The organism is Acidovorax sp. FG60, assembly GCF_057808995.1.
The window spans coordinates 19,077-33,604 of the sequence record NZ_JBMDJC010000006.1 but is presented as its reverse complement, the minus strand read 5'-3'; the positions used below and the strand labels follow the sequence as shown (position 1 = coordinate 33,604).

The window sequence follows — 14,528 nt, the reverse complement described above, 5'->3', positions numbered from 1 at the left end:
TCCTGCAGAATATTTATACAAAGCGATTGCTTTGTATAAATAATGGTGCACGCGCGCTGTGCATACCGCACTCGGGGCTAACCCTGATGGGGTGGGCGAGCGGGTAGCGGCGGATATTGACGCAGTGCTGCACCCTGCGCAATAGGAGTAACGTCGGGTGGGTGAACAGGTTCTGACGCCGGGCCACAGGAGAGCCACATATCCGCAGAGGTTGAAGTGCAAGGTGGTGTCACGCTGGTGACATGGCGCAGGCCCGATGTGCACAACCCGGTGGATGCCAGCACAGCCAGCACCAGCACGCTTCGCCGCCGAAGGGCTGCCGTTACGGCGAGCCGTGCTGCAGGAATAGGCGGGCGGCCGCGAATGCTGGCCGAAGCACTGCGCGGCGCCTCGCGGTTTGCCACAGGGCAAGTACGCCACGGCCAGTTTTAAGTAAAAATAGCCCCTAGCGCTTATCTATTAAGCGTGAGAAGCTACAAAATCAGGAGCATCTGGATGGTTTCGATTGCACGCACCATCCCGCAGTGACCCCCAGGAGACCCATGAGCAAATCCACCGCCACCCCAACCCCGCAAGCCTTTGAGCCCGAGTTCATTGCCGGGCTCAAATCCATCTTTGAAGAAAAAATCGTGTTCAACCAGGTGCTGGGCCTGAAGATCACGTCACTGGCACCCGATGGTGTGGTGGGCCGCATCGACATGAAACCGGACCTGGTGGGCCACTATGCCTACAACCGCATCCACGGCGGCGTGATCAGCGCGGGGCTCGATGCTATGGGCGGGCTGGCCGTGATGGCCGCGATTGGCGCCAAACACCTGGATGAAGCACCCGAGCAGCGCCTGCACCGCTTTGCCAAGCTGGGCACCATCGACCTGCGCATTGACTACCTGCGCCCCGGCATTGGCAGCCACTTCGAGCTGCGCGCCCAGGTGCTGCGCCTGGGTTCGCGTGTCGCAACCACGCGCATGGAGTTTCTGGGGCCGGATGGGCAGATCATGTCGGCCGGAGCTGCGGCTTACATCGTCTCTTGATTGGGGCGCGCTCCTGAGCCGCCTCGCCACGGGGCGTTGCCATGCGCCGGATGTGTGATCCCGCAAGCCTTGCAAGCGCATGCTACGAGAGAACCGTTTGGTTACCGTTCTTGCGTAACCAGGGCATCTTTCACGGGGCGCGATACCTACGATGACTCTCTTTTCAAGGAGATCTGATGGCCGTGCAAAACCCCTTCTTTGGCAAGCGTGAACCCGAGTCGTTCCAACCCCGCAACAGCACCACTTCAGGCTCCGTATTGGGGAGCTCAGCGGCGAGCAGTTCTGCGGCTGCACAGCCGGTGGCCAGCCCTGCTGTCCCCAAGGCCGCCAGCACCAGCGACAGCTCTGGCAGCAAGCTCACGGTGGGCCCGAACATCAAGCTCAAGGGCGTGGAAATTACCGATTGCGACACCCTCGTGGTCGAAGGCACGGTGGAAGCCACGATGGATTCGCGTGTGATCCAGATTGCTGAGCATGGCGCCTTCAAGGGCTCTGCCGAGATCGACATTGCCGAGATCCATGGCGAGTTCAACGGCACACTCACCGTGCGCCAGAAGCTGGTGATCTACAGCACCGGCAAGGTCAACGGCAAGATCCGCTACGGCAAACTGGTGGTGGAAGAGGGCGGTCAGCTGGCGGGTGAGATCGAGGCCGGGTTCTCGCCCTCGTCATCCAGCAGCACTCTGCAGCGCACGGCAGCTCCTCTGCGCACCGAACCGGCCACTGCACTGGCCGCCTGACCGGGCCATGAAGGCGTCCGCGGACCGCCAGGCGTGGTCTGCGCGAACCGACCTTCCGTGCTTTCACCCCGGCGCGTTGTGCTTGGGCACTGGGCGCGGCCTGCCCTGGTCGTCGATGGCCACATAGGTCAGGCGCGCCTCCGTCACCTTCACATACCGGCCCTGGTCGGTAAACCGTTCGGCATACACCTCCACCTCCACGGTGACCGAGGTGTTGCCCACCCGCGTGATGGACGAGAAGAACGACAGGATGTCGCCCACGCGCACCGGCTGCTTGAAGATGAATTCGTTGACGGCCACCGTGGCCATGCGGCCCTGGATGTAGCGCGCGGGCAGCACAGAGCCCGCCAAGTCCACCTGCGCCATCACCCAGCCGCCAAAAATGTCGCCATTGCCATTGGTGTCGGCGGGCATGGGGATGACCTTGAGCACCAGTTCCTTGTCGGTGGGCAATGCGGCGGGTGGTGGGCTGAAAACGGCAGACATGGGCACAATCTCGGTTGGGGCTGAGCCAATCCTTGTCGGAACCTGGGGTTTTGCAAGGCGGCTGGCCCGCAAAAAAACCACCTTGGCATCAGCCGGGTCGGTAAAAACAACAACAACCGGAATTGTCCCCCATGCGCCACCTTGGCGAAACCGCCCCCCCCACCCCTGGCACGCCCGCGCCCCCCAAGTCCGACTGGGTCACGCTGAGGCGGCTCCTCCCTTACCTGTGGCAATACAAGTGGCGCGTGGTGGCGGCCATTGTGTTCATGGTGGGCGCCAAGCTGGCCAACGTCAGCGTGCCGCTGCTGCTCAAGACACTGGTGGACGCGATGGCGTTCAAGCCTGGTGACCCCGCCGCGCTGCTGGTGGTGCCGGTGGGCTTGCTGGTGGCGTACGGGGCGCTGCGCCTGTCCACCTCGTTGTTCACCGAGCTGCGCGAGCTGGTGTTTGCCAAGGCTACGCAGGGTGCAGCGCGCTCCATTGCGCTGCAGACGTTCGAGCACCTGCACGCGCTGAGCCTGCGCTTTCACCTGGAGCGCCAGACCGGCGGCATGACGCGCGACATCGAACGCGGTGTGCGCGGCATCGAGTCACTGATCTCGTTTTCGCTGTTCAACGTGTTTGCCACCTTGATCGAGGTGATCCTGGTGTTGAGTGTGCTGGCCGTCAAGTTCGATGCCTGGTTTGCCTGGATCACGCTGGCCGCGCTGGTGCTGTACATCGCCTACACGGTGCTGGTGACCGAGTGGCGCACCAAGTTCCGCCGCGAGGCCAACGAGTTCGACTCGGCAGCACACTCCAAGGCCGTGGATTCGCTGCTGAACTACGAGACGGTCAAGTACTTCAACAACGAAGGCTTTGAGGCCCGCCGCTACGACGAAAGCCTGGAGCGGTTGCGCCTGGCCCGCCTCAAAAGCCAGACCACGTTATCGATGCTCAACACCGGCCAGCAGCTCATCATTGCCGTGGGCCTGGTGGCCATGCTGTGGCGCGCCACACAGGGCGTGGTCGATGGCCGCATGACGCTGGGCGACCTCGTCATGGTCAACGCCTTCATGATCCAGCTGTACATCCCGCTCAACTTTCTGGGCGTGATCTACCGCGAGATCAAGCAGAGCCTCACCGACCTGGACAAGATGTTCACGCTCATGGACAAAGAGCGCGAAGTGGCCGACGCACCCGGCGCCCAGCCGCTGGCGGGGCTGAGCCAGCCCACCGTGCGTTTTGAGAACGTGCACTTTTCCTACGACGTGCGCCAAGGCAGCGACTTCAGCAGCGGCCGGCCCATCCTGCAGGGCATCAGCTTCGAGATACCAGCGGGCAAGACGGTGGCGGTGGTGGGGCCTTCGGGTTCGGGCAAGTCCACACTGGCCCGGCTGCTGTTTCGCTTCTACGACATCCAGCAGGGGCGCATCACCATTGCGGGGCAGGAGATCCGCAGCGTGACGCAGGCGAGCGTGCGCCAGGCGATTGGCATCGTTCCGCAGGACACGGTGCTGTTCAACGACACGGTGGCCTACAACATCGCCTATGGCCGCACCGGTGCCAGCCAGGATGAGATCGAAGCCGCCGCCCGTGCCGCACGCATCCACGACTTCATTGTCAGCACGCCCAAGGGCTACGCCACCATGGTGGGCGAGCGCGGGCTCAAGCTCTCGGGCGGTGAAAAGCAGCGCGTGGCCATTGCGCGCACCCTGCTCAAGAACCCGCCGATCCTGATCTTTGACGAGGCCACCAGCGCGCTGGACTCCGCCAACGAACGCGCCATCCAGGCCGAGCTGCAGGGCGTGGCGCAGAACAAGACCACGCTGGTGATTGCGCACCGCCTCTCCACCGTGGTGGATGCGCACGAGATCCTGGTCATGGACGCGGGCCGCATCATCGAGCGCGGCACGCATGCGCAGCTGCTGGCCCAGGGGGGCCGCTATGCGAGCATGTGGTCTCTCCAGCAGGAGGCCCCCCCTGAGTCGCCTGCGGCGCCTTCCCCCTGAGGGGGACGACGCCATCGCTGCGGGGCGGCCCTTGCTAGGCGTCCCGCGCCTGGGCCGCGCCGGTTTTGTACGCTCTGCGCGAAGCGCACGATGCAAAGCGTAGCGTCCCGTTTTCTTTCTTCGAGATTGCACTATCCCATGAAGCCTGTACTGCTTGCCCTCATGTTCCTGTCCGAAGAACATCGCGCCCAGATGGCGCAGTCGTTCGAGCTGGTCTACGCGCCCGACGCTGCGCAGGCCGCAGCCGCCATTGCCGAGCATGGCGCGCGCATCACCGTGGTCCTGACCATCGGCGCCACGGGCTTCTCAGCCGCGCAGATCGATGCATTGCCCGCGCTCACGCTGATTTGCGCGCTGGGCGCAGGCTACGAGAACATCGCCGTGGCCCACGCCAAGGCGCGGGGCGTTGTGGTGGCCACGGGCGCGGGCACCAATGACGACTGCGTGGCCGACCACACCTGGGGCCTGCTGATTGCCGCGCAGCGCCGCATCCTGCCGCTGGACAAGGCCACGCGCGCAGGCATCTGGCGCACGGCCCTGCCGCTGCCGCCCAACGTGTCGCACAAGCGCCTGGGCATCGTCGGCCTGGGCACCATCGGCAAGAAGATCGCACAGCGCGCGCTGGGCTTCGAGATCGAGGTGGGCTACCACAACCGCAGCGCGCGCACCGATGTGCCGTACCGCTACTTTGGCGATGTAAAGGCGCTGGCCGAATGGTCGGACTTCCTCGTGGTCGCCACGCCCGGTGGCGCGGGCACCAAGCACCTGGTCAACGCAGACGTGCTGAATGCCCTGGGCGCGCGCGGCGTGGTGGTCAACATCGCGCGCGGCAGCGTGATCGACACTGCCGCCCTGGCCGCCGCGCTGCGCGAAGGTCGCATTGCGGCAGCAGGCCTGGATGTGTACGAGAGCGAGCCCGCGCCCCCGGCTGAACTGCTGGACCTGGACAACGTGGTGCTGACACCCCATGTGGCGGGCTGGTCGCCCGAGGCGGTGCAGGCTTCGGTGGACCGTTTCCTGGAAAACGCTCGCCGCCATCTGGCAGGCGAGGCGCCGGTGTCTCCGCTCTGAAATTTGAATGAAAAATGGCTCTAGCGCTTTATGGATAAGCGCAAGCAGCTATCAAATAAGGAGTTATGGCAATGCCCCTGGATGTCGATGCCTTGCAGGCGCGGCTGCGCGCCTTTGCCGCCGAGCGGCAGTGGCAGCCGTTTCACACCCCCAAGAACCTGGCGATGGCGCTGATGGTGGAAGCGGCGGAATTGACCGAGATTTTTCAGTGGATGACCCCCGAGCAGTCGCTGGCGGTACGTGATGACCCGGCGCTCACGGAGCCCATTGCCGATGAGGTTGCCGATGTGCTCCTGTACCTGCTGCAGCTGGCAGACCACGCGGGTGTGGACCTGGCGCAGGCGGTGGAGAACAAGCTGCGCAAGAACTCCGTCAAACACCCGGCGCCGTGCGTTGGTGGTGCAGCCGTGGGTGGTCGTGAAATTTAGATAAAAAGTGCCTCTGGCGCTTTACTGGTAAGCGTCGACAGCTATCAATAGTGAAGCGACCGGCTCCCGCCCTGCAAGGATCCAGCGACAGCAAAAAGCCCCGCGAGCGGGGCTTTTGTTGGGGGCTTTGGCGAACCAGCGTCTGGCTTATTGCTTGCGGGCCGCAATCGCCTTCTCGGCCGAGGTGACCAGGTCGGCACCAATCTGGCCCTTCCACTTGTCATATACCGGGCGTGTGGCCTTCACAAAGGCGGCGCGCTCGGCGGGGCTCAGCTGCGTCACCGTCACGCCCAGTGCGGCGATGTCTTTGAGCAGAGGTTTGTCGGCTTCGACCACGCCCTTGCGGGCCAGGGCGATTTCTTCCTTGCCCGCGTCGATGGCGGCTTGCTTGACGATCTCGCGGTCGGCTGGGGTCCAGCTGTTCCAGATCTCCTTGTTCACCACAAAGATCAGCGGATCGTTCACATAGCCCCACAGCGTGATGTGCTTTTGCGCCACGCTGTGCAGCTTCGCGGCGGTGAAGATGGACAACGGATTTTCCTGTCCGTCCACCGCACCGCTGGCAAAGGCGGGCTGTGCGTCGGCCCAGCTCATCTGCGTGGGGTTGGCACCCAGGGCGGTGAAGGTGTCGAGGAACAGCGGGGAGCCCACCACGCGGATCTTCAGGCCTTTGAGGTCTTCAGGGGTCTTGATGGCCTTCTTGGAGTTGGAAATTTCGCGGTAGCCGTTCTCGCCCCAGGCCAGTGGCATCACACCGGCCTTGTCCAGCGTGGCGAAGATGCTCTTGCCCACGTCGCCCTGCGTTACAGCGTCCACGGCGGCGTAGTCGGGGAAAAGGAAGGGCAGCGAGAACAGGTTGAGTTGCTTGACCTGGGGCGACCAGTTGATGGTGGAGCCCACGGCCATGTCGATCACGCCCTGGCGCAGCGCGCTGAATTCACGCGTCTGGTCGCCCTGGATCAGCGACACGCCGGGGTAGAGCTTGATGTTGATGCGGCCATTGGTGCGCTCGCGGACCTTGTTGGCCCACAGCTCGCCGCCCTTGCCCCAGGGGAACGCGGGGCCCAGCACCAGCGACATGCGGTATTCGCTCTTGTACGCAGTTTGTGCGATGGCGGCAGGTGCGGTGAAGGCCAGGGCGGCTGCGGCGGCCACGGCAGAGGTGAGGAAGGTGCGCAGTTTCATCGGTTGTCTCCTTGTTGGATGGTGAATGGGTGAGGAAAAATCAGTAGCCCAGCCGCTGGGGCAGCCAGAGCGCAATCTGCGGAAACACGACGACCAGCAGCATCGCCAGCGTCATGGCCAGCACCAGCCAGACGACCCAGCGGGTGGTCTGCTCCATGCGTACACCGGCAATCTTGCTGGACACCATCAGGTTCACGGCCATGGGTGGGGTGAACTGGCCGATGGCCACCGTGAGGGTCAGCACCACGCCGAACCACACCACGTCCCACTGGTAGTGCTGCATGATGGGCATGAGCAGGGGCACAAAGATCAGGAAGATGGAGATGCCGTCGAGGAACATGCCTGCGATCAGCAGCATGACGATCAGCGCGCCGAGCACACCTTGCTCGCTCAGCCCCGACTGCACGATGGTGCGGGTGATGGGGTCGATCACTCCCAGGGTGGACAGCGAGAACGCAAAGATGCCAGCCAGCGATACCACCACGAGGATCACGGCCGACAGTTCACCGGCTTCGCGCAGGATGGTGAACAGGTCGCGCACACGGATCGTGCGGTGAATGCACATGCCCACAAACAGGCCGTAGAACACGGCCACCACGGCAGCCTCGGTGGGAGTGAACCAGCCGGCACGCATGCCGCCCAGAATCACCACCGGCGCGGCCAGCCCCCACGCCGCCTCGCGCAGGCTGCGCCAGAACGGCGGGCGGGGCATGTCGGCTTCAGCGCCACCCATCTTGTGGCGGCGTGCCAGCCACACGGCGGGCACGATCAGCGCAATGCCCGCCAGGATGCCTGGGAACATGCCTGCGGCAAACAAGGCGGGCACCGAGGCGCCCGGCACCAGCACCGAATACACGATGAACGCCACCGATGGCGGGATGAGGATGTCGGTGGCTGCTGCGCCCGCCACCACACTCGCCGAGTAGGCAGCGGGATACCCGGCGCGCGCCATGGCGGCGATCATGACGCCACCCACCGCCGCTGCGGTAGCAGGGCCCGAGCCGGAGATGCCGCCCAGGAACATGGCCACGGCAATCGCCACCAGCGGCAGCATGCCGGGCCCTCGGCCCACGATGGACACCGCAAAGTTCACCAGCCGCAGCGCCACGCCTGAGCGGTCGAAGATCGAGCCCACCAGCACAAACATCGGGATGGCCAGCAGCGGGTATTTGCCCAGGCCTGCGTAGAAGTTCTGCGGCACGGCCAGCAGGCCGAACCAGGGGGTCTCGGCATTGGCGACGGCAATGGCCGTGGCGCCCGCCAGACCCAGGGCCGCACCAATCGGAACGCCCAGAAACATCATTCCCAGGAAGGCGACAAACAGCAGGGTAGCGATCACGGGCGGGCCTTCGGTGCGGTCGATGCGGCCGATGCACGCCGCAGGCGGGCAAACAGTTGCAGTGCCCGGGCTGTGGTCAGCGCGCACAGCACAGGCAGCCAGACGGTGTACCACCACTGCGGCACACCGATGCCGGGCGATGTCTCTTCAAACCGGTAGTCGTCCCACACCACGCGGATGCTCAGCACCGTGATGAGCCCAAACAACAGCGCCACCATGAGAGCACCAAACTGCGCCAGCACCTGACGCCGGTGCTCGGAGCCGCCATCGGCAAAGAACTCGATGCGGATGTGCAACTGGCGCGCCACGGCGGCAGAGCCGCCGACCATGGCCAGCACGATCATCAGGAACACCGATATTTCTTCGGTCCAGGCGAAGGACGCATCGGTGAAATAGCGCAACACCACGTTCACAAAGGTGATGAGCGCCAGGGCGGCCATGGTCAGGACGATGAGCCAGTCTTCCAGGCGCAGGGAGCGGGGTTCGTCAGCGGCAGCGGGCGCTGCAGGCACTATGGGCGCAGAGGGCCGCCCATCGGGAGTGGAGGTGGACATGAACGCGGGGAGTCAGAAGAACACGGGGCAAATGCCGATCTTGCTGCCCGGCGGCGTTGTGCACCTGGGGCGTTGACCGAGGGAGAAGCGGGGTAGACGCGCTGGGTATTATGCGTCGCTCGCTATGCATGCACAGCATTGGTGCGGGGGCCAGCGCAGCCGGGAGACGCGCATGGAGCCGAGGGCCGCAGGCGCGCGGGCCTGTGGAAACCCTGATGCCTGGTGCCAGCACGTTGCAGCGCCCGCGCGGATAATGCGCCGATGGAAACCAAGTGGCTTGAAGATTTCGTCAGTCTTGCGGAAACCCGCAGCTTCAGCCGGTCAGCGCAGCTGCGGCATGTGACGCAGCCCGCGTTCTCGCGGCGCATCCAGGCGCTGGAAGCCTGGGCTGGCACCGATCTGGTGGACCGCAGCTCTTACCCCACCCGACTCACTCCGGCTGGCAAGACCCTGTACGACCAGTCTCTGGAAGTGCTGCAGGCGCTGCAGAACACGCGTGCCATGCTGCGGGCGCACACCAGCGCGGGCAAGGACATGATCGAGTTTGCCGTGCCGCACACGCTGGCGTTCACGTTTTTCCCGGCCTGGGTGTCGAGCTTGCACGACAAGTTTGGGCCGTTCAAAAGCCGGCTGATTGCGTTGAACGTGCACGACGCCGTGATGCGCCTGGTGGAGGGCGGGTGCGATCTGCTGATTGCCTACCACCATCCTTCGCAGCCCTTCCAGCTGGATGCCGACCGTTACGAGATGGTGAGCCTGGGGCAGGAAGTGATCTCCCCCTACAGCAAGGCCGACGCCGACGGACAACCCGTGCACCGCCTGCCGGGCCGGGCCGGGCAACCACTGCCCTACCTGGGCTACGCCCCGGGCGCCTATCTGGGGCGCGTGACCGAACTGATCCTGAAGGAATCCGGCACGCCCATCCATCTGGAGCGCGTGTACGAAACCGACATGGCCGAGGGCCTCAAGGCCATGGCGCTCGAAGGCCATGGCGTGGCCTTTCTGCCGCACAGCGCCGTGAAGAAAGAATTGCGTTCGCGCCGCCTGGTCAGTGCAGCACCGGTCGATAGCGAAGGCCTGCAGATGACCATGGATGTGCGCGCCTACCGTGAGAAACCAGCGGGCAAAGAGGCTCCCAAAGGCACGGCACAGGCGCTGTGGATGTACCTTCAAGCGCAGGCCGGGTCATGCTAAGGGTAAATACGGATATAAACACTTTGCATAGTTGCGCGCGCAAACGGCATTGGAATTTCACGGTAACGACACGTACAGTCGGCGCCATCGCTGGGTCGGCTGCCGCAGCGTGTGCCGTCTAAGAGCAGATTCTTAGTCCCCACGGTGGCACGAACATTGCGAATCCGATCCATCCACTCACCGAGACGCCGTATGAAAGTTCAGCATTGGGGAATTGCCTGGGGCCTTGCCGCTGCAAGCTGCGCTTTCGCGGCCTCTGCGCAGGCCTCGGTGCTGGAGCGCATCGGTGCCGGCGGCAAGCTGGTGATTGCGTACCGTGAATCGTCGGTGCCTTTTTCGTACATCGACACCCAGTCCGGCAAGCCGGTGGGTTATGCCATGGACCTGTGCCTGCGCCTGGCCGAGGTGGTGCGCAAGAAAACCGGCAAGAAGGACATGGAGGTTGAGCTTGTAGCGGTCACGCCGGCCAACCGTATCGCCATGATCGAGCAGGGCAAAGCCGACATGGAGTGTGGCTCTACCACCAACAACGCCGAGCGGCGCCAGAAGGTTGCGTTCACCATTCCCCATTTCATCACCGGTGCGCGGTTGCTGGTGAAGACCTCCAGTCCCATCGACCGCGTGGAAGACCTCAATGGCAAGAAGCTGGTGTCCACCAAGGGCACGACACCGCTCAAGGCCGCCGATCAGGCCAACCGCGAGCGCCTGATGGGGATCACCATTGTTGAGGCGCCGGACCACGCCAAGGCGGTCGAGATGGTCGAGAAGGGCGAGGCCGATGCTTTTGTGATGGACGACGTGCTGTTGTATGGCCTGGCCGCCGGGCGGCCTGACCCCAAGGCGCTCAAGGTGGTGGGCCGCTTCATGACCACCGAGCCACTGGCCATCATGCTGCCCAAGAACGACCCCGAGTTCAAAAAGCTCATTGATGAAGAGATGCGCCGCCTGATCACCAGCCGGGACATCTACCCCATTTATGACAAGTGGTTTAACAAACCCATCCCTCCCAACAACACTGTGCTGAACCTGCCGGTCAGCTACTTGTTGCGCGACTTCTGGAAATACCCCACCGACCAGGTTCCGTTCTGACTAATATCCCGGTCGAGGTTTCTGTTTTTGGAGAATGCGACCTGCCGGCACTGCCGGCGTGGGCGAATCTCTAGAATCCCCCCGTTTTTAGCTTCACACACAAGGAGATACCAATGAAGAAGCATTTGCTCGCGGTTGCCGTGACCGCCCTGGCTGCAGGTAGCGCTTTCGCTCAAGCCACCGATACCCTGGCCAAGATCAAGGCCTCGGGTAGCGTGACGCTGGGCGTTCGCGAATCTTCCGGTCTTTCCTACACCCTGGGTAACGGCAAGTTTGTGGGCTTCCATACCGAAATGGGCGAAATCGTCCTGGCCGATATCCAGAAGCAACTGGGCCTGCCCAAGCTGGAAGTCAAGTACCAGCCCGTCACCTCGCAAAACCGCATTCCCCTGGTGACCAACGGTACTGTGGACCTGGAGTGCGGCTCCACCACCAACAATGCCGCCCGCCAAAAGGATGTTGCGTTTGCCGTTACCACCTACGTGGAAGAAGTGCGCACCGTTGTCAAGGCCAACTCGGGCATCACGTCCATCAAGGACCTGAACGGCAAGACCATCGCCACCACCACGGGCACCACTTCGGTGCAAACCCTGCGCAAGCATGAGCGTGCTGGCGGCATCGACTTCAAGGAAGTCTTTGGCAAAGACCACGCTGACAGCTTCCTGATGCTGGAAACCGGCCGCGCCGATGCGTTTGTGATGGACGGCTCCATCCTGGCTGCCAACATCTCCAAGTCCAAGAACCCTGCCGACTACAAGATCGTCGGTGAAGTTCTGAGCGTGGAGCCTATCGCCTGCATGCTGCGCAAGGACGATCCAGCCTTCAAGAAGGCCGTGGACGACTCCATCAAGCGCCAGATTGCAGACGGTTCGCTGGCCAAGCTGTACGACAAGTGGTTCATGCAACCCGTGCCACCGACCAACACTAAGATTGGTCTGCCGATGTCCGACGCTACCAAGGCAGCATGGGCATCGCCCAATGACAAGCCCATGGAAGACTACGCAAAGAAGTAATTTTCTGAACGCTTGTGCCCCTTCGGCCAACCGGTTTGAAGGGGCTTTTTTGTTGGGCTCGCAAAGGGTTGCGCCCAACGCAATACCAAGAATTTAAGGGGTGCTCCTATGAGTTGGGATTGGCAGGTGTTCTGCCAGGACACCATGGACAGGGAAGTCGTGCAAAGCTGCTTTGGCAAGGGCGGCGATATCACCTACCTGGACTGGATGCTGTCGGCCTGGGGTTGGACGGTGTCTGTTTCGGTGCTGGCCTTGGTGCTGGCGCTTGTGTTGGGTTCCTTGATCGGGACGCTGCGTACCTTGCAGGACCGACCCATGATCGTGCGCTTGGGCAATGCCTGGGTCGAGCTGTTTCGCAACATTCCGTTGCTGGTGCAGATTTTCCTGTGGTACCACGTGCTACCCAGCCTGTTTCCGGTGCTCAGGGGCGTTCCTGGCTTTGCGCTGGTGGTGCTGGCACTGGGCTTCTTCACGTCGGCACGTATTGCCGAGCAGGTGCGCTCCGGCATCCAGGCGTTGCCACGCGGCCAGCGGTACGCAGGTCTGGCCGTAGGCTTCACCACGTTCCAGACCTACCGCTATGTGCTTCTGCCCATGGCGTTTCGCATCATCATCCCGCCGCTGACCAGCGAAACGATGAACATCTTCAAGAACTCGTCCGTGGCGTTTGCCGTGTCGGTGGCTGAACTCACGATGTTTGCCATGCAGGCGCAGGAAGAAACCTCGCGCGGCATCGAGGTCTACCTGGCGGTGACGACGCTGTACATCATCTCGGCATTTGCCATCAACCGCATCATGGCCTTCATCGAAAAACGCGCACGCATCCCTGGCATGGTCGTGAGCGGCGCGGCCGGAGGGGGGCATTGATATGAATATCGATTTCTCTTTCTACAACTGGGAGCTGATCTCCAACTTCGTGCTCAAAGGGCTGTATTTCAGCCTGCTGCTCACGCTCATCGCCACCATCGGTGGCGTGATCTTCGGCACGGTGCTGGCGCTCATGCGCCTGTCGGGCAAGAAGTGGCTGGATGTTCCTGCGACCATCTACGTCAACGGCATGCGATCCATTCCGCTGGTGATGGTGATCCTGTGGTTCTTCCTGCTGGTGCCCGCCATCATCGGCCGCCCCATTGGCGCGGAAGTGTCGGCGATCATTACCTTCATCGCCTTTGAAGCGGCCTACTTCAGCGAAATCATGCGCGCTGGCATCCAGTCCATCCCACGCGGCCAGGTGTATGCCGGCCAGGCGCTGGGCATGACGTATGGCCAGAACATGAAGCTGGTGGTGCTGCCCCAGGCGTTCCGCAACATGCTGCCGGTGCTGCTCACGCAGACCATCATCCTGTTCCAGGACACGTCGCTGGTCTACGCCATCGGTGCCTACGACATGCTCAAGGGCTTTGAAGTGGCTGGCAAGAACTTTGGTCGGCCGATTGAGGCGTACCTGGCCGCTGCTGTTCTGTACTTCATCATGTGCTACGCGCTGTCCTGGGCGGTCAAGCGCCTGCACCAGAAGATCGCGATCATCCGCTGATCGATGCTGGTGCAAAAGAGATTGGATTGAGGAAAAAGAAATGATCGAACTCAAAAACGTATCCAAGTGGTATGGCCCGGTGCAGGTGCTCAACGAATGCACGGCCACCATCCAAAAGGGTGAAGTGGTGGTGGTGTGCGGCCCCTCGGGCTCGGGCAAGTCCACGCTGATCAAGACCATCAACGCGCTCGAACCCTTCCAGAAGGGCGAGATCACGGTGGACGGAATTGCACTGCACGACCCCAAGACCGACCTACCCAAGCTGCGCAGCCGCGTAGGCATGGTGTTCCAGCATTTCGAGTTGTTCCCGCACCTGTCGGTGACGGACAACCTGACCATTGCGCAGATCAAGGTGCTGGGCCGCAGCGCGGACGACGCCAAGAAGCGCGGTCTGAAGATGCTCGAACGTGTGGGCCTGATGGCGCACAAGGACAAGTTCCCCGGCCAACTCTCGGGCGGCCAGCAGCAGCGTGTGGCCATTGCGCGCGCGCTGTCGATGGACCCCATCGTGATGCTGTTCGACGAGCCCACCTCCGCGCTCGACCCCGAAATGGTCGGCGAAGTGCTGGACGTGATGGTGGGCCTGGCCAACGAAGGCATGACCATGATGTGCGTGACCCACGAAATGGGCTTTGCCCGCAAGGTGAGCAACCGCGTGATCTTCATGGACGTGGGCGGCAAGATCCTGGAAGACTGCTCCAAGGACGACTTCTTCAACAACCCCGACGCACGCCAGCCGCGTACCAAGGACTTCCTCAACAAGATCCTGCAGCACTGAACGGTGCTTGCACGCCCGTGCCGCAGGGGTTTGGGGCTTCATAAAGCGCTCTCCGGAGCGCTTTTTTCATGGGGCCCCCCAAGGCTGAACGACTG

15 protein-coding genes are annotated in these 14,528 nt (G+C 62.8%); 11 read left to right on the top strand and 4 right to left on the bottom strand.

Annotated features, from left to right (window positions below):
• The first annotated feature begins 542 nt into the window (after positions 1 to 542).
• Together ACODS0_RS10630 and ACODS0_RS10625 are read left to right on the top strand one after the other, a co-directional pair.
• The gene (locus tag ACODS0_RS10630; RefSeq protein WP_488834802.1) at positions 543 to 1,031 is read left to right on the top strand and encodes a thioesterase family protein; all 489 of its coding nucleotides are present in this window, start codon (positions 543 to 545) and stop codon (positions 1,029 to 1,031) included.
• 176 nt (positions 1,032 to 1,207) lie between these two features.
• Positions 1,208 to 1,771, top strand: coding sequence for a bactofilin family protein (locus ACODS0_RS10625; protein WP_218298846.1), 564 nt, complete (start codon positions 1,208 to 1,210; stop codon positions 1,769 to 1,771).
• A 63-nt stretch (positions 1,772 to 1,834) separates the two neighbouring features.
• Here the strand turns inward: ACODS0_RS10625 and ACODS0_RS10620 are convergent, their stop codons facing one another.
• Positions 1,835 to 2,257, bottom strand: a complete 423-nt coding sequence (locus ACODS0_RS10620; protein WP_055393750.1) for an acyl-CoA thioesterase — start codon at positions 2,255 to 2,257, stop codon at positions 1,835 to 1,837.
• Between the two features lie 131 nt (positions 2,258 to 2,388).
• Between ACODS0_RS10620 and ACODS0_RS10615 the strand changes: the two genes are divergently transcribed.
• The 3 genes from ACODS0_RS10615 (at position 2,389) to ACODS0_RS10605 (ending at position 5,747) form a co-directional block, all read left to right on the top strand.
• Positions 2,389 to 4,248 carry an ABCB family ABC transporter ATP-binding protein/permease gene (locus ACODS0_RS10615; RefSeq protein WP_488834799.1) on the top strand — a complete coding sequence of 620 codons (1,860 nt, stop codon included), beginning with the start codon at positions 2,389 to 2,391 and terminating at the stop codon, positions 4,246 to 4,248.
• A 138-nt stretch (positions 4,249 to 4,386) separates the two neighbouring features.
• Positions 4,387 to 5,319, top strand: a complete 933-nt coding sequence (locus ACODS0_RS10610; protein WP_488834797.1) for a 2-hydroxyacid dehydrogenase — start codon at positions 4,387 to 4,389, stop codon at positions 5,317 to 5,319.
• A 71-nt stretch (positions 5,320 to 5,390) separates the two neighbouring features.
• Positions 5,391 to 5,747 carry a nucleotide pyrophosphohydrolase gene (locus tag ACODS0_RS10605; protein ID WP_488834796.1) on the top strand — a complete coding sequence of 119 codons (357 nt, stop codon included), beginning with the start codon at positions 5,391 to 5,393 and terminating at the stop codon, positions 5,745 to 5,747.
• Between the two features lie 147 nt (positions 5,748 to 5,894).
• On the opposite strand, the gene ACODS0_RS10600 is transcribed toward ACODS0_RS10605, so the two are convergent.
• From ACODS0_RS10600 to ACODS0_RS10590, 3 genes are read right to left on the bottom strand one after another with little or no spacing between them, the layout of a single operon-like run.
• Positions 5,895 to 6,932 carry a DctP family TRAP transporter solute-binding subunit gene (locus ACODS0_RS10600; RefSeq protein ID WP_121422276.1) on the bottom strand — a complete coding sequence of 346 codons (1,038 nt, stop codon included), beginning with the start codon at positions 6,930 to 6,932 and terminating at the stop codon, positions 5,895 to 5,897.
• 40 nt (positions 6,933 to 6,972) lie between these two features.
• Positions 6,973 to 8,271 carry a TRAP transporter large permease gene (locus ACODS0_RS10595; protein WP_218298842.1) on the bottom strand — a complete coding sequence of 433 codons (1,299 nt, stop codon included), beginning with the start codon at positions 8,269 to 8,271 and terminating at the stop codon, positions 6,973 to 6,975.
• Entirely contained in the window at positions 8,268 to 8,825 is a 558-nt protein-coding gene (locus ACODS0_RS10590; RefSeq protein WP_488834794.1) for a TRAP transporter small permease, read from the bottom strand. The genes ACODS0_RS10595 and ACODS0_RS10590 overlap by 4 nt, the downstream gene beginning before the upstream one ends.
• A 261-nt stretch (positions 8,826 to 9,086) precedes the next feature.
• Between ACODS0_RS10590 and ACODS0_RS10585 the strand changes: the two genes are divergently transcribed.
• The 6 genes from ACODS0_RS10585 to ACODS0_RS10560 all read left to right on the top strand — a co-directional run bounded on the left by ACODS0_RS10585 (position 9,087) and on the right by ACODS0_RS10560 (position 14,433).
• Complete coding sequence (locus ACODS0_RS10585; RefSeq protein WP_055400828.1) at positions 9,087 to 10,019, top strand: LysR family transcriptional regulator; 933 nt, start codon at positions 9,087 to 9,089, stop codon at positions 10,017 to 10,019.
• A 192-nt stretch (positions 10,020 to 10,211) separates the two neighbouring features.
• The gene (locus tag ACODS0_RS10580; RefSeq protein WP_121422279.1) at positions 10,212 to 11,108 is read left to right on the top strand and encodes an amino acid ABC transporter substrate-binding protein; all 897 of its coding nucleotides are present in this window, start codon (positions 10,212 to 10,214) and stop codon (positions 11,106 to 11,108) included.
• Positions 11,109 to 11,221: 113 nt separating this feature from the next.
• Positions 11,222 to 12,121, top strand: coding sequence for an amino acid ABC transporter substrate-binding protein (locus tag ACODS0_RS10575; RefSeq protein WP_228897373.1), 900 nt, complete (start codon positions 11,222 to 11,224; stop codon positions 12,119 to 12,121).
• 108 nt (positions 12,122 to 12,229) lie between these two features.
• The gene (locus ACODS0_RS10570) at positions 12,230 to 12,988 is read left to right on the top strand and encodes an amino acid ABC transporter permease (RefSeq protein ID WP_055400823.1); all 759 of its coding nucleotides are present in this window, start codon (positions 12,230 to 12,232) and stop codon (positions 12,986 to 12,988) included.
• Position 12,989: 1 nt separating this feature from the next.
• Complete coding sequence (locus ACODS0_RS10565) at positions 12,990 to 13,655, top strand: amino acid ABC transporter permease (RefSeq protein WP_055400821.1); 666 nt, start codon at positions 12,990 to 12,992, stop codon at positions 13,653 to 13,655.
• A gap of 40 nt (positions 13,656 to 13,695) precedes the next feature.
• Positions 13,696 to 14,433, top strand: coding sequence for an amino acid ABC transporter ATP-binding protein (locus ACODS0_RS10560; protein WP_055400819.1), 738 nt, complete (start codon positions 13,696 to 13,698; stop codon positions 14,431 to 14,433).
• Positions 14,434 to 14,528: the final 95 nt, after the last annotated feature.

Coding starts and splice junctions, on each gene's coding strand:
- ACODS0_RS10630 (WP_488834802.1), top strand. CDS start 543: ATGAGCAAATCCACCGCCACCCCAACCCCGCAAGCCTTTGAGCCCGAG.
- ACODS0_RS10625 (WP_218298846.1), top strand. CDS start 1,208: ATGGCCGTGCAAAACCCCTTCTTTGGCAAGCGTGAACCCGAGTCGTTC.
- ACODS0_RS10620 (WP_055393750.1), bottom strand. CDS start 2,257: ATGTCTGCCGTTTTCAGCCCACCACCCGCCGCATTGCCCACCGACAAG.
- ACODS0_RS10615 (WP_488834799.1), top strand. CDS start 2,389: ATGCGCCACCTTGGCGAAACCGCCCCCCCCACCCCTGGCACGCCCGCG.
- ACODS0_RS10610 (WP_488834797.1), top strand. CDS start 4,387: ATGAAGCCTGTACTGCTTGCCCTCATGTTCCTGTCCGAAGAACATCGC.
- ACODS0_RS10605 (WP_488834796.1), top strand. CDS start 5,391: ATGCCCCTGGATGTCGATGCCTTGCAGGCGCGGCTGCGCGCCTTTGCC.
- ACODS0_RS10600 (WP_121422276.1), bottom strand. CDS start 6,932: ATGAAACTGCGCACCTTCCTCACCTCTGCCGTGGCCGCCGCAGCCGCC.
- ACODS0_RS10590 (WP_488834794.1), bottom strand. CDS start 8,825: ATGTCCACCTCCACTCCCGATGGGCGGCCCTCTGCGCCCATAGTGCCT.
- ACODS0_RS10585 (WP_055400828.1), top strand. CDS start 9,087: ATGGAAACCAAGTGGCTTGAAGATTTCGTCAGTCTTGCGGAAACCCGC.
- ACODS0_RS10580 (WP_121422279.1), top strand. CDS start 10,212: ATGAAAGTTCAGCATTGGGGAATTGCCTGGGGCCTTGCCGCTGCAAGC.
- ACODS0_RS10575 (WP_228897373.1), top strand. CDS start 11,222: ATGAAGAAGCATTTGCTCGCGGTTGCCGTGACCGCCCTGGCTGCAGGT.
- ACODS0_RS10570 (WP_055400823.1), top strand. CDS start 12,230: ATGAGTTGGGATTGGCAGGTGTTCTGCCAGGACACCATGGACAGGGAA.
- ACODS0_RS10565 (WP_055400821.1), top strand. CDS start 12,990: ATGAATATCGATTTCTCTTTCTACAACTGGGAGCTGATCTCCAACTTC.
- ACODS0_RS10560 (WP_055400819.1), top strand. CDS start 13,696: ATGATCGAACTCAAAAACGTATCCAAGTGGTATGGCCCGGTGCAGGTG.